The following is a 12,882-nucleotide window of genomic DNA, read 5'->3' as shown; positions in this document are numbered from 1 at the left end:
TCCGGGCCCCGCTCCGTGCGGGGCCCGCTTCTTCCACGGAAGTACAGGAGCCGCAATGGAACTGAGCAGACGCACGGTCATGGCATCCGCCGCGGCCGCGGGCATCGCCGCCACCACGCTCGGCGGCACGGCACACGCCACGGGAGGCAGGAAGCCGGTGAAGGAGCTCTTCGGCAGGCTCGCCGACGGCACGAAGGTGTACCGCTGGTCGCTGGAGAACGGCGGCACGCGGATGAAGGTGCTGTCGTACGGCGGCGTCGTGCAGTCCCTGGAGATCCCCGACCGCCGGGGCCGCTACGCGAACGTCTCGCTGGGCTTCGACGACCTCGACGACTACGTGGCCCGCAGCCCGCACTTCGGCGCCCTGATCGGGCGGTACGGCAACCGCATCGCCAAGGGCCGCTTCACCCTGGACGGCAAGGAGTACCAGCTCTCCGTCAACGACGGCGAGAACTCCCTGCACGGCGGCGCCCTGGGCTTCGACTACCGGGTGTGGGACGTCGAACCGTTCGCCGCGGGCTCCGACGTGGGTCTGGTCCTGCACTACACCAGCGTCGACGGCGAGATGGGCTACCCGGGCACGCTCCGGGCGAAGGTGACGTACACGCTCACCCGGCGCGGCGAGTGGCGCATCGACTACGAGGCCACCACCGACAAGGCCACCGTCGTCAACCTCACCAGCCACGTCTACTGGAACCTGGCCGGCGAGGGCAGCGGCACCATCGAGGACCACGAGCTGTCGATCGCCGCCTCCCGGTTCACGCCCACCGACGCCGGTCTGATCCCCACCGGCGAGCTGGCGAAGGTCGCGGGCACCCCGTTCGACTTCCGCCGCGCCAAGCCGATCGGCCGGGACATCCGCGACGGCCACCCGCAGCTGGTCACCGCCAAGGGCTTCGACCACAACTGGGTGCTGGACAAGGGCATCACCTCCCGCCCCGAGCACGTCGCCACCCTGCGCGACGGCGCCTCCGGCCGCACCCTGCGCATCGCCACCGACCAGCCCGGGCTCCAGTTCTACTCCGGCAACTTCCTCGACGGCACCCTGACCGGCCCCGGCGGCTCCGTCTACCGGCAGGGCGACGCGCTGTGCCTGGAGACGCAGCACTTCCCGGACTCGCCGAACCACCCGTCGTTCCCGTCGACCGTGCTGCGGCCCGGGCAGACGTACCGGACGACGACGGTGCACTCGTTCGGCGCGTGAACCGCGACACCGCGAGGAAGGCACACTTCCTTCACACGCGTTGAACGGCGACCCGTCCGTCTCCGTACTACAGGGCGGCCCGCGCTCCCCCGGCGCGGGCCGCCCTTTCCCACGGAGGTCCTCTTGTCCGGCAACGTCACCTCGTTGTTCCGCAGCACCGCGGCGCACGGCCCCTCGATGGCGGCGCCGGCGCGGGAGAGCGGCGACGGGGCGGGGCCGGTGGACTTCTGCGTCCCCTGCAATCCCTACTTCCCCACCCCGGCGATGTTCGACGAGATGGCGGGCCGGCTGCGGGAGATCCTCACGTCCTACCCGAGCGGCGCCGACACCGTCACCGCCGAGCTGTGCGGCCTGCTCCAGCTGCCGCCGCAGTGCGTGGCGATGGGCAACGGCTCCACCGAGCTGATCACCTGGCTCGACCACCTCCTGGTCCGCGACTCCCTCGCCGTGCCCGTCCCCACCCTCGGCCGCTGGACCGACCAGCCGGTAAAGACCGGCAAGCGGGTCGACATGTTCCCGCTCCAGGAGGCCGACGGCTTCGCCCTCGACCTCGCGCGGTACGCCGAGTTCGTCCGGGCCAGGGGGACGCGGGCGGTGGTGGTCTGCAACCCCAACAGCCCCGACGGCGGCTGTCTGCACAAGCGGGAACTGGTGCGGTTCATGGACGCGATGGCCGACCGGGACCTGGTCGTGGTCGACGAGTCCTTCCTGGAGTTCGCCGACGCGGAGGCGGAACCCAGCGTGGTGCGGGAGGCGGTGCTGCGGCCCAACGTCGTCGTGCTGCGCAGCCTCGGCGAGAACTTCGGGCTGCACGGCATCCGGTTCGGCTACCTGGTCGCCAACCCCGCGCTCGCCGGGCGGGTGCGCGCCGTGCTCCCCAGGTGGAACCTCAACTCCCTGGCCGAGCACGTGGTGTTCATGCTGCGCGACCACGGTCCCGCGTACGCGCGGAGCCTGGACCAGGTGCGCCGCGACCGCCTGGAGATGGCCGGCCTGCTGTCCGCGCTGCCCGGCCTGACGGTGTATCCCTCCCAGGGCAACTTCCTCCTCGTCCGCCTTCCCGTGGGCGCCGAGGGCACCGTCGTCCGGGACCGCATGCTCACCGAGCACCGGGTCCTGGTCCGCGAGTGCGGCGACAAGATCGGCTCCTCCAGCCGCTTCCTGCGTCTCGTGGTGCGCCCCCGGGCGGACGTGCGTCGCCTGGTGTCCGGCCTGGAACAGGTGCTCCACGGGAGCGGGAGGGGAGCCGCCGTGCCCGGGTCCGCCACGGGGACCGGCTACAGCTCGGGCACGGCGGCGGTGGACCGCCTGATGAGCGGGACCGACGGGACGGGCCCGCGGCGGCTCGCCGCTCCGGCCGTCGGCACCGGCATGCCGCTCCCCGCCGCGGTGCCCGCCGCCCCCGCGGCGGCGGCCCCCGGCCCGACGCCGGGGCCGACGGCGCCTCAGCAGGTCCCGTGGCCGGCGCCGTACGCCCAGCCGGTGCCGGTCCCCCACCCGGCACCGGTCCCGCGGCCCGTGCCCGCACCGGCGCCCGTACCCGCCCCGGCCCCGGCTGCCGCGGCGGCCGGGTGTCCGGTGCCCGCCGGCCCCACCCCGCCCGGCGTCCCGGCCCGCGGGGGCCTCACCGCCGCCCAGGTCCGGGGCACCGACGGCCTGGACCCGGTCCCGGCCACGGGCCGGCCGGGGCCGGGGTCCTGGCCGGCCCCGGCGGGCATGGGCCGCACCGGCTGACCGCGGCCCCGGACCCCAGGGGCGGACGGCGACCGCTGCCGACGTCCGGGGAACACCGCCGGGCCGCGGACGACGCCCCGGTGGATCCGCGACGGACGGCCGGCGCGCCCACCGCCGGCCGCACGGGTCCGCGCCGTAGCCGCCGACGCCCCGGCGTCCGGGGACGGGCCTGCGTGCCCCGTGCCCCGTGCCCCGTGCCCCGTGCCCCGTGCCCCGTGCCCCGTGCCCCGTGCCCCGTACCCCGTACCCCGTGCCCCGTACCCCGTGCCCCGTGCCCCGTGCCCCGTGCCCCGTGCCCCGTGCCCCGTGCCCCTACGGGTTCTCCCACGCCGCCGGTTCCGCCGCCAGCTCCCGTACCGGCTCCGGCAGCGCGTCCGCCGCCAGGTCCGCGATGGTCACGCCCTCCAGGATCCGGCGGACGTTGGCGCGCAGCGCCACCCACAGGGGCAGCAGGGGCCCCGCCGTGCCCGTGTACACGAGGCCCGTCGGCCGCTCGCCGCGCACCGAGACGATCGGGCCGTCCACCGCCCGGATCACGTCCGCCACCGTGACCGCGGACGCCTCGCGCGCCAGCCGGTACCCGCCGCCCCCGCCGCGCCGGCTCTCCACGACGCCGCCCCGGCGCAGGTCCGCGAGGATGCCCTCCAGGAACTTGTGCGGGATGTCCTGGGCGGTGGCGAGGGCCTCCGCCTTCACGGGGCTCTCGCCCTGCCGGACGGCGAGTTCCAGAACCGCCCGTACCGCGTAGTCCGCCCGTGCCGAGATCCTCATACGCCCATTGTGCGGGGCGTTGTGGACAATGGGCCCGGCACAGGTGTCCCGGCGGACGCACCGGCACCAGCGGTACGGGCAACAGGAGAGGCTCCCTTGGAGCTCAGCAGACGAGTTTTCAGCGCCCTGGCGGGCACCACCGTCCTCGGTCTCGCCCTCGGCGGCAGCATGAGCGGCGGGGCGGTGAGGGCCTCCGGCGCACCCGGCCCCGTACCGACCGGGCCGCCGCCCGCGCCGCCCCGCGCCGACGGGGTGCGCCACCGGATCGCCCTCGACCGGCACTCCCTGCTGGTCGACGGCAGGCGCCTCGCGCTGTGGGCCGGCGAGCTGCACCCCTTCCGGCTGCCGAGCCCGTCCCTGTGGCGGGACGTGCTCCAGAGGATGCGGGCGCACGGCTTCAACGCGGTCGACGTGCCCGTCGCCTGGAACCAGCACTCCCCCGCCCCGGGCCGGTACGACTTCACCGGCGTCCGGGACCTGGACCTGTTCCTGCGCACGGCCGCCGAGACCGGTCTGTACGTCGTCCTGCGGCCGGGCCCGTACATCGGCGCGGACGTCGACGCCGGCGGGCTGCCGGGCTGGCTGGCGACGGCCGGGGACACGGCCCGGACCTCCGGCCCGGCGTACCTCCGGCACGCCGACGAGTGGCTGTCCCGCGTCAACGCCATCGCCGCCCGGCACCAGTACACGCGGGGCACCGGCACGGTCCTGCTCTACCGGTTCGGCGCCCCGCGGTCCGGCACGCCGGACCGCCTGCGGCAGAAGGTCCGCGCGGACGGCATCGACGTGCCCCTCCTCCACGACGGCACCCCGCTCGCCCGGGGGACGGCGCACCGGTCCGCGGACGCGGCCGGGGCGCGGCGGGTCCATCTCACCCACCTCGCCGACGGCATCACGCTGCACGGCGCCGGCACGGTGTTCGGCGGCACCTCGTGGGGCTGGCTGGCCGCGTCGTCGGCGCCCGCGCCCACGTACGACCCCGCGGCGGCGATCGACGAGGCGCGCAGGCCCACCGGCAGGCTCGCCCCGCTCCACCAGATCGGGCACCTCCTGCGCCACGTCCCCGACGTGGCGCGGCTGGACGCGGCCCCCGGGGTCCGGGCCGGCGACGCCCGGATCCAGGTGCGGCACCTGACCAACCCGGACACCGGCGCCCACCTGTACGTCCTGCGCAACGACTCCGCCGGGGACGTGACGTCCACGCTGCCGCTGGGCGGGACGGACGTGCCGGTCACCGTGCCCGCGCGGGACGCCAGGCTGCTCGCCGCCGGGCTCGACCTGGGCGGGGGGCGGAAGCTGGCCTACGCCACCGTGCAGCCCATGCTGACCCTGAGCGTCGGACGGCTGGACATCGCCGCCTTCGTGGGCCGGACCGGCGAGATGGCCCACCTCGTGCTGGACTGCCCCGACGAGCCGTGGCCCACCCGGCTGGACGAGGAGGCCGCCTGGGCGTACGACAAGGACCAGCTGCACGTGACGGCGCCGCTCGGGGCGGCCGATCTGACCCGGGTGCGGGTGCGCAGCGCCGGCTCCGACCGCACGCTGCTGCTGCTCTTCGCCGACGACGCCGTCTCCCTTCGGCTGTGGCCGTACGAGACGCCGTCGGGCAAGGGACTCGTGTACGGTCCGGCGCTGCTGCGCGACGCCGTCCTGGACGGCGACACGGTGCGGCTGACCGGTGACACGGTCGACGCGTGCGGGCTGGAGGTGTGGGCGCCGCGCGGCATCACCGGCGTCACGTGGAACGGCCGTCCGGTCGCCACGTCGGTCGGCCGTGCCCGGAGCCTGCGGTCGAGGCAGCCGCTGCCGGGCGTGCCGGAACTGGTGCCGCCCGCGCTCGGCGGCTGGCGGTGCCGGGACGAGAACCCGGAGGCCCGGCCCGGTTACGACGACTCGGGCTGGACGGTCGCCGACCGCAGGACGTCGGCGGGCACGACGCCCGTGCCCGAGGAGCAGCCCGTGCTCTTCGCCGACGACTACGGCTTCCACTACGGCGACGTCTGGTACCGGGGCCGGCTCACCGGCGCCGCCGGTCTGGAGTCCGTCTCCCTCGCGTACGGCACGGGCGCGCGGGGGATGCTCATGGCCTGGCTGGACGGGGAGCCGCTGGGCACCCACCACGTGGGCCGGGAGACGGGGAGGGGCACGTGGACCGCCACGGCCGGCTTCCGCCTGCCGGAGGGGCTGCGGAGGCGGCTGCGCGAGGGGCGGCCGGACTCCCCCGTCCTGTCCGTCCTGGTCCGGCGCACGCAGCACGGCCAGGACGACCACCGGGCGGCCCGGGGGCTGATGTCGGTCTCCTTCCGGGGCGCCTCGCCGGAGGTGCGCTGGCGGGTGCGGGGCGCGGCGGCCCCCGACCCCGTGCGCGGGCCGCTCAACAACGGCGGGCTGTACGGGGAGCGGAAGGGCTGGCACCTGCCCGGGTACGACGACGGCGGCTGGGAGCCCGTGTCCTTCCCCCGCGCGAGCCGGCGGCAGGGCGTCACGTGGTACCGGACGACCTTCCGGCTGGACGTGCCGCCGGACGTCGACGCCTCGGTCGGGCTCACCCTCGACGACGACCCGGACCGCGACTACCGCGTCCAGGTCTTCCTGAACGGCTGGAACATGGGCGAGTACGTCAACGGCGCGGCGGGCACGCAGCACACGCTGGTCCTGCCGAACGGCGTCCTGCGCACACGTGCCGCCGCCAACACCCTCGCGCTGGCGGTGCTGGCCGGCGGCGGCACCCCGGCGGGGCCGGGGTCGGTGCGGCTCACCGTGCTGGGCGGCGCGGCCGGAGGGGTGCCGGTGGAACCGGTCGCCTCCCCCGGCCGCCGGGAGCCCTGACGCCCGGGGACCTGACGCCCGGGGACCTGACGCCCGGGGACCTGACGCCCGGGGACCTGACGCCGGCTCAGCCGAGCCGGATCACGTTCCAGGACAGCGGCTCCAGGACGGCGCTCAGCCGGCCGTCCTCCAGCGTCGTGCCCCCGACCGGGTGCGGGAGGACCCGCTCGGGCTCGGCGAGCGTGTTGCGGGCGTCGGGATCGGCGTCCGCGAGGGCGCTGTGCTCCACGACCTCGCTCAGGTCGAGGCCGTTCAGGGCGACGTCGAGCGGCAGCGGCTCGGTGCGGGAGCGGTTGACGGCGAAGACGGTCACGGTGCCGTCCCCGGCGCGCACGGCGGTGGCGTGCAGCAGGTCGGTCTCGCCGTACTTCTTCGTCTCGTACGTCGGCGAGTCCACCCGGACGTCGAGGACCTCGCCGCGGCCGTGCTTCGAGGCCTGGGCGAAGGGGAAGAACGTCGTCTGGCGCCAGGCGGGGCCGCCCGGCTCGGTCATGATCGGGGCGATGACGTTGACGAGCTGGGCGAGGCAGGCGACGGTGACGCGGTCGGCGTGCCGCAGCAGGGCGATGAGCAGGGAGCCGAAGACGACGGCGTCGGTGACGCTGTAGTTGTCCTCCAGCAGGCGGGGCGCCTCGGGCCAGTCCAGGGCGCTGACCTCGGCGTCGGCCCGGGACAGGTACCAGACGTTCCACTCGTCGAAGGAGAGGTTGATCCTCTTCTTGGACTTGAGGCGGGCGCCGACGTGGTCGCAGGTGGCGACGACGTTCTCGATGAAGGACTCCATGTCCACGGCGGAGGCCAGGAAGGAGTCGACGTCGCCGTCGAGCGGCTCGTAGTAGGCGTGCAGGGAGATGTGGTCGACGAGGTCGTACGTCTCCTCGAGGACCGTCGCCTCCCACTCGGCGAAGGTCTCCATGGACTGGCTGGAGGAGCCGCAGGCGACGAGTTCGAGGTCCGGGTCGATCTGGCGCATGGCACGGGCGGTCTCGGCGGCGAGGCGGCCGTACTCCCCGGCGGTCTTGTGGCCGGTCTGCCAGGGGCCGTCCATCTCGTTGCCGAGGCACCAGAGCCGGATGCCGAACGGGTCCTTGTCGCCGTGCTCGGCGCGCAGGTCGGAGAGTGCCGTGCCGGAGGGGTGGTTGGCGTACTCCTGGAGTTGCAGGGCCTCGGCGACGCCCCGGGTGCCGAGGTTGACGGCCATCATCGGCTCGGCCTGGGGGCCGACCTTCCTGAGGAAGCCGATGTACTCGGACAGGCCGAAGCGGTTGGTCTCGGTGGAGCGCCAGGCGAGGTCCAGGCGGCGCGGGCGGTCCTCCACCGGGCCGACGGAGTCCTCCCACCTGTAGCCGGAGACGAAGTTCCCGCCGGGGTAGCGGATGGCGGTCACGCCGAGTTCCCGGACCAGCTCCAGCACGTCCTGCCGGATGCCCTCCGCGTCCGCGGCGGGGTGGCCGGGTTCGAAGATGCCGGTGTAGACGCAGCGGCCGAGGTGTTCCACGAAGGAGCCGAAGAGGCGGGGGTTGACGTCGCCGACGGTGAAGGCGGGGTCGAGGGTGAAGCGGGCGGTGCGCATTGCTTCCTTTCGGGGGTCCGTTGCTGCGGGGGCGGGGCGGGTCGCGTCACCGGCGCAGGGCCGGCCGGCCGTTCCCGGTCCAGGTCAGGGCGTTCGGTCCGAGCTTGGGCGTGCCCTCGTCCTCGGCGTCGTAGTAGTGGCAGGCCAGCCAGTCCCGGCCCCGGTCGCGGAAGACGGACTGCCCGCCGGTGCCGAGGTAGCGGCCGTGGCCGGCGAGGAGGAGGTCGCCGCCGCCCTCCGGCATCGGCCTGCCCGTGCTGTCGGTGTACGGGCCGGTCACCGAGGTCGAGCGGCCGACGCGGATCTTGTACGTGCTGTTCACGCCCGAGCAGCACGCGTCGTAGGAGGCGAAGAGGTAGTAGTGGCGGCCGTGCTTGACGACGGCCGGGCCCTCGACGGCGTAGGGCTCGTCCGGACGGGACGCCAGGTGGTGGACCGTGGCGTTCTCGACGGCCTTGCCCGTCCCCGGGTCCAGTTCGACCATGCGGATGCCGGACCAGTAGGAGCCGAAGGCCATCCACAGCCTGCCGTCGGCGCGGATCACGGACGGGTCGATGGCGTTCCAGGTGTCGGTCGTCCCGGAGGAGAAGACCTTGCCGTGGTCGGTCCAGGTGCCGGGCAGGCCCGTGCGGGAGGTGGCCACGCCGATCGCGGAGTGGTTGGTGCCCCAGGAGGAGACCGCGTAGTACAGCCAGTAGCGGCCGTCGCGGTACGAGATGTCGGGGGCCCACGGGTCGCCGGTGTCGTTGTACTCGTACCACCAGCCCGGGGGCTCGGCGAAGGCGTTGCCCGCGTCCGTCCGGTGGACGCGGTCCCTCGACGTCCGGGCGCCGATGACGCCCCCGGTCGAGTAGGCGACGTAGCCACCGGATCCGAGGCGGATGACGGTCGGGTCGTGGATGATCCGCCGGCCCGTGGCCGGCTGGGGGTCGGGGTACGTCACGTCCGCCCGGGCCGTGGACGGCAGCAGGGCCCGGGCGGCGGCCGCCGGCAGCGTGACGAGTCCGAGGCGCTTCACGTCGGTTCCTCCTCGCGGGGCTACTGGCCGGCCAGACCGGTGTGGGCGACACCCGCCACGATCTGGCGCTGGAAGAAGACGAAGACGACGATCAGCGGCAGGCCCGCCATGAGACCGCCGGCCATGAGCTGGGCCCACTGGATGCCGTAGGAGTTCATGACGGTCGCGATGCCGTTCGGCATGGTCATCAGGTCGGGGTTGTTGGTCACCATGTACGGCCACAGGAAGTTGTTCCACGAGCTGATGAAGGTGAAGATGCCGACCGCCGCCAGCGAGGGGCGCGAGAGCGGGACGATGATCGTGAAGAAGACGCGCCAGCGGCCCGCGCCGTCGATGAAGGCGGCCTCCTCCAGTTCGCGCGGGACGCCCTGGAAGAACTTGTAGAGGATGTAGACCATCGCGGCGGGCGCGCACTGCGGCAGGATCATGCCCCAGTAGGTGTCGACCATCCCCATCTGCTGGACCGTGGTGAACAGGGGCACGCCGAGCACGGCCGGGGAGATCATGAGGCCCGCCATCACCAGGCCCATCAGGAAGCCCTTGCCCCGGAACTCCGTGCGGGCGAAGCCGTAACCGGCCAGGGCGCTCACCAGCAGCACGATCGTCGTCACGCACACGGAGACGACCAGGGAGTTGACGAACCAGTCGGTGATGTCGCCGTTCTCGAACACGGCCGTCCAGGCATGGCCGGTCCAGTCCTTCGGGAGCCAGTGCGGCGGCACCTCGACGGCCTCGGTCTCCGACTTCAGGGAGGTGAACAGCGCCCAGGCCAGGGGCGCCAGGAACACCGCGGAGACGGCCGCGCCGAGCAGGGTGAGCACGATCTGGCCGGTCGTCCGGGCCCTGCGGGGTGCGGTCCGTACCGGTGCTGCGGCGGTGGTCATCGGCCGCCCTCCTCACGGTTGCGCAGCAGCCACATCCGCGCGAGGGCGACGGCCGCGATGATCACGAAGAAGATGACGGAGACCGCGGAGGCGTAGCCCACGCGGTAGCTGGTGAAGCCCTGTTCGAGGGTGTACTGCACGAAGGTGCGGGTCGACTCCTCGGGTCCGGGGCCGAAGTCCTGCATCACGACGGCCTGGTCGAAGACCTGGAGCGAGGCGAGGATCTGCAGGGCGACGACGAGCCCGGTGATGTTGCGCAGCATCGGCAGGGTGATGTGGACCGTGCGGTGCCAGGCGTTCGCGCCGTCGAGCCTGGCGGCCTCGTAGAGGTGGGCGGGGATGCCCTGGAGGGCGGCGAGGTAGAGCAGGAAGCTGAAGCCGACCGTCCACCACAGGGTGGTGACGACGACCGCGAGCATCGCGTACGACTTGTCGCTCAGCCACGGCGTCTCGATGCCGAAGACGTGGTTGACCATGCCCGTGCCGGGGTTGAACAGCCACTGCCACAGGTTGGCGGCGACGGTGGAGGGCAGCAGGAACGGCAGGAAGAAGCACAGCCGCCACAGCCACTTGCCGCGCTCGATGTGGTGGGCGAGCATCGCCAGGAGGAAGGCGAGGACCGTGATGCAGGGCACGACGAGCAGCGTGAAGTACGCGCTGTGGCCGAGCGAGTCCCACATCAGGGGGTCCTGGAGGGCCTCGCGGTAGTTGTCCAGGCCGATGAGGTTCGCGCCGTCGCCGGAGATGTTGGCGTCCGTGAGGCTGAGGTAGAGGCCGCGCAGCAGCGGCCAGACGACGAAGAGCGCGAACAGGGCGAGGAAGGGGGCGACGAACCAGCCGCCGTGCTGGAAGCCCTGCCGGTGCCGGACGGCGGCGCTGTCCGCGGCGGTCTCCGCGCGCGCCGGGCGGATGATCGTCTCAGCGCTGGTCGTCGTCATGCGACCGCACCTCCCTGCGCGGCGGTCCTGCCGTCCATCGGGTTCTTCATGGCGAGCAGTTCGGTGAGCACGCCCTTCATCCGGCGGGCGACGGTCCCCGGCCCCGCGGACCCGGCGGTCGAGGCCATCACCACGGGCCCGAGGCGCTGGGCGAGCAGCCCGGTCGAGCCCGCGAACCACACCTTCGGCTCGGTGGCCTGGTGGTCCATCGCGGAGACGTACTCGCTCTGCGGCTGGAGCTTTCGGTACGCGGCCGAGGACAGGGTCGGCGTGTACGCGGGGATGTGCCCGCCGCCGGCCCACTGCCGGGCGTGCCGCACGACGTAGGCGGCGAGCCGGTGGGCGGCGTCGTTCTCGGCACCGCCCCGGCCGGACTGGTGCGGCAGGACGAAGGCGTGGGACTCGGCGTGGGTGGCCTGCTTGCCGAAGACGGGCGGCAGCGGGGTGGCGCCGTAGTCCAGCCCGGCGGTGTCGAAGACCGGCACCGACCAGTTCCCCTCCCAGGTGAAGGGGGCGCCGTTGACGAACTGTTCGGCGTCCGCGGCGCCCGCGACGGAGTAGCCGTCGGTGATGTGCCGTCGCAGGAACTCCAGGACCTCGGTGGCCTTGTCGGTGTCGAAGGTGGCCTCGGTGGCGGCCGCGTCGAACCAGGTGCCGCCGAGCTGGGTGTAGAAGGCGACGAACATCCACCACTGGATGTTGAGGTCGTTGACGTGCAGGCCGAGGGTCTGCAGACCCTTCTCGGTGGCCTTCCTGGCCTCCTTCAGCACCTCGAACCACTCCTCGGTGGAGGTCACCGGGACCATCCGGCCGTCGGTCCCGAGCAGCCCCGCCTTCCTCAGCACGTCCTTGCGGTAGAAGCAGAGCTGGACGTGGATGTCGAGGGGCAGGGCGTAGAGCTTGCCGTCGATGACGGCGCGCTTCCACAGGTCGGGGTTGAAGTCCTTCTCCCGCACCCCGTACTCGGCGAGCAGTCCGACGTCCCAGGGGTCCAGGAGGCGGCCCGGCGAGAAGCCGGGCACCCGGCCCAGGTGCATGACGCCCAGGTCCGGCGCGCGGTTGCCGGCCGCCGCCATGGCGAGCTTGGTGTAGAAGGGGCTGCCCCACTGGAGGGTGGAGTCCTTCACGTCGATGCCGGGGTTGTCCTCACGGAAGGAGTCCAGCATCGCGATCATGTTGTAGCCGTCGCCGCCGCTGAAGAGATTCCAGTAGCGCACGCGGGTGTCCGCTCCGGAGGCGAGCGCGTCGGCGCCCGTGCCCAGGGCCGCGAAGCCGAAGCTGCCCGCGACCGTCAGGCCGCCCGCCGCGGCCAGAAAGTGCCTGCGATTCAGGCCAGGTCGTCCCATGCCCCGCCCCATCTGCCGGTGCCGTTCCCGCCGGGGAGCGGAGGACGACTCCGACTGTTCGAAATATCGAATCTCGCTCGTAACTTCGAACGGGAAACGTAGGGTGGGAGCACGTTCACGTCAATAAGTCGCGCAGGACTTTCGAGCGGGGGCGGTCTTTTCTCAGGGAATGAGAATCTCCGGACCACCGGACGCCGGCGGGGACGGACGCGTCCGCCCGCGGTGCCACGCGCCGTGCGGAGAGAGGTCCGCGCACCGGCGCGCGTACGCGGCCGCCACGGGAAGCGGAGGCGGCCGAGCCGGGCGGGGTCCCGGCATGGCGCACGGCGAACGGCGCGGCACCCGGCGAGAGCGGAACGGGGCCGGGGGGAGAGGCGGTGCGCACGGGCGGGCGGATGCGCCGCCCCGCCGACGCGCCCGGCCGCCGCGGATCCCGTCGGCGTCGCGACGCCGGTGACGCGCGCCGTGCGCGTCCGGTGACCGCGGGGGGCCGACGGGCGGCCGCGGCCGATCCTGACCGGCGGCGCCGCGCGTGCGGGTACGGTGAGGGCCGCCCACGGCCGGACCCGCGGCTGAACCCGCCCG

9 protein-coding genes are annotated in these 12,882 nt (G+C 73.7%); 3 read left to right on the top strand and 6 right to left on the bottom strand.

All coding sequences use genetic code 11. The annotated features are described in order from the left end of the window. Positions 1–55: 55 nt before the first annotated feature. Together ACZ4V6_RS02855 and ACZ4V6_RS02850 are read left to right on the top strand one after the other, a co-directional pair. On the top strand, positions 56–1,204 hold the full coding sequence (locus ACZ4V6_RS02855; protein WP_467821958.1) for an aldose epimerase family protein: 1,149 nt from the start codon (positions 56–58) through the stop codon (positions 1,202–1,204). Between the two features lie 123 nt (positions 1,205–1,327). Beyond that, on the top strand, positions 1,328–2,938 hold the full coding sequence (locus tag ACZ4V6_RS02850) for a pyridoxal phosphate-dependent aminotransferase (RefSeq protein WP_467821957.1): 1,611 nt from the start codon (positions 1,328–1,330) through the stop codon (positions 2,936–2,938). Positions 2,939–3,250: 312 nt separating this feature from the next. Here ACZ4V6_RS02850 and ACZ4V6_RS02845 read toward each other — a convergent pair whose 3' ends face one another. Beyond that, a complete protein-coding gene (locus ACZ4V6_RS02845; protein WP_467821956.1) occupies positions 3,251–3,709 on the bottom strand; it encodes an RrF2 family transcriptional regulator in 459 nt (152 codons plus the stop codon). A 96-nt stretch (positions 3,710–3,805) separates the two neighbouring features. Between ACZ4V6_RS02845 and ACZ4V6_RS02840 the strand changes: the two genes are divergently transcribed. Then, on the top strand, positions 3,806–6,538 hold the full coding sequence (locus tag ACZ4V6_RS02840; RefSeq protein ID WP_467821955.1) for a beta-galactosidase: 2,733 nt from the start codon (positions 3,806–3,808) through the stop codon (positions 6,536–6,538). A 67-nt stretch (positions 6,539–6,605) separates the two neighbouring features. Here the strand turns inward: ACZ4V6_RS02840 and arfA are convergent, their stop codons facing one another. From arfA to ACZ4V6_RS02815, 5 genes are read right to left on the bottom strand one after another with little or no spacing between them, the layout of a single operon-like run. Further along, positions 6,606–8,111: an arabinosylfuranosidase ArfA gene (gene arfA / locus ACZ4V6_RS02835; RefSeq protein WP_467821954.1), complete on the bottom strand. Its 1,506-nt coding sequence runs from the start codon at positions 8,109–8,111 to the stop codon at positions 6,606–6,608. A 46-nt stretch (positions 8,112–8,157) separates the two neighbouring features. Then, positions 8,158–9,129, bottom strand: coding sequence for an arabinan endo-1,5-alpha-L-arabinosidase (locus ACZ4V6_RS02830; protein WP_467821953.1), 972 nt, complete (start codon positions 9,127–9,129; stop codon positions 8,158–8,160). A 20-nt stretch (positions 9,130–9,149) separates the two neighbouring features. After that, positions 9,150–10,013, bottom strand: a complete 864-nt coding sequence (locus ACZ4V6_RS02825) for a carbohydrate ABC transporter permease (protein ID WP_467821952.1) — start codon at positions 10,011–10,013, stop codon at positions 9,150–9,152. Continuing rightward, positions 10,010–10,951, bottom strand: coding sequence for a carbohydrate ABC transporter permease (locus ACZ4V6_RS02820; protein WP_467821951.1), 942 nt, complete (start codon positions 10,949–10,951; stop codon positions 10,010–10,012). Before ACZ4V6_RS02820 ends, ACZ4V6_RS02825 begins: the two co-directional genes overlap by 4 nt. Next, positions 10,948–12,297, bottom strand: a complete 1,350-nt coding sequence (locus ACZ4V6_RS02815; RefSeq protein WP_467821950.1) for an extracellular solute-binding protein — start codon at positions 12,295–12,297, stop codon at positions 10,948–10,950. The genes ACZ4V6_RS02820 and ACZ4V6_RS02815 overlap by 4 nt, the downstream gene beginning before the upstream one ends. Between the last annotated feature and the right edge of the window lie 585 nt (positions 12,298–12,882).

Source organism: Streptomyces sp. NPDC029152, from assembly GCF_055564355.1.
Note: the sequence above shows the minus strand (reverse complement) of the source record. Positions and strands in the feature narration are given on the sequence as shown.

Coding starts and splice junctions, on each gene's coding strand:
- ACZ4V6_RS02815 (WP_467821950.1), bottom strand. CDS start 12,297: ATGGGACGACCTGGCCTGAATCGCAGGCACTTTCTGGCCGCGGCGGGC.
- ACZ4V6_RS02825 (WP_467821952.1), bottom strand. CDS start 10,013: ATGACCACCGCCGCAGCACCGGTACGGACCGCACCCCGCAGGGCCCGG.
- ACZ4V6_RS02845 (WP_467821956.1), bottom strand. CDS start 3,709: ATGAGGATCTCGGCACGGGCGGACTACGCGGTACGGGCGGTTCTGGAA.
- ACZ4V6_RS02855 (WP_467821958.1), top strand. CDS start 56: ATGGAACTGAGCAGACGCACGGTCATGGCATCCGCCGCGGCCGCGGGC.
- ACZ4V6_RS02820 (WP_467821951.1), bottom strand. CDS start 10,951: ATGACGACGACCAGCGCTGAGACGATCATCCGCCCGGCGCGCGCGGAG.
- arfA (WP_467821954.1), bottom strand. CDS start 8,111: ATGCGCACCGCCCGCTTCACCCTCGACCCCGCCTTCACCGTCGGCGAC.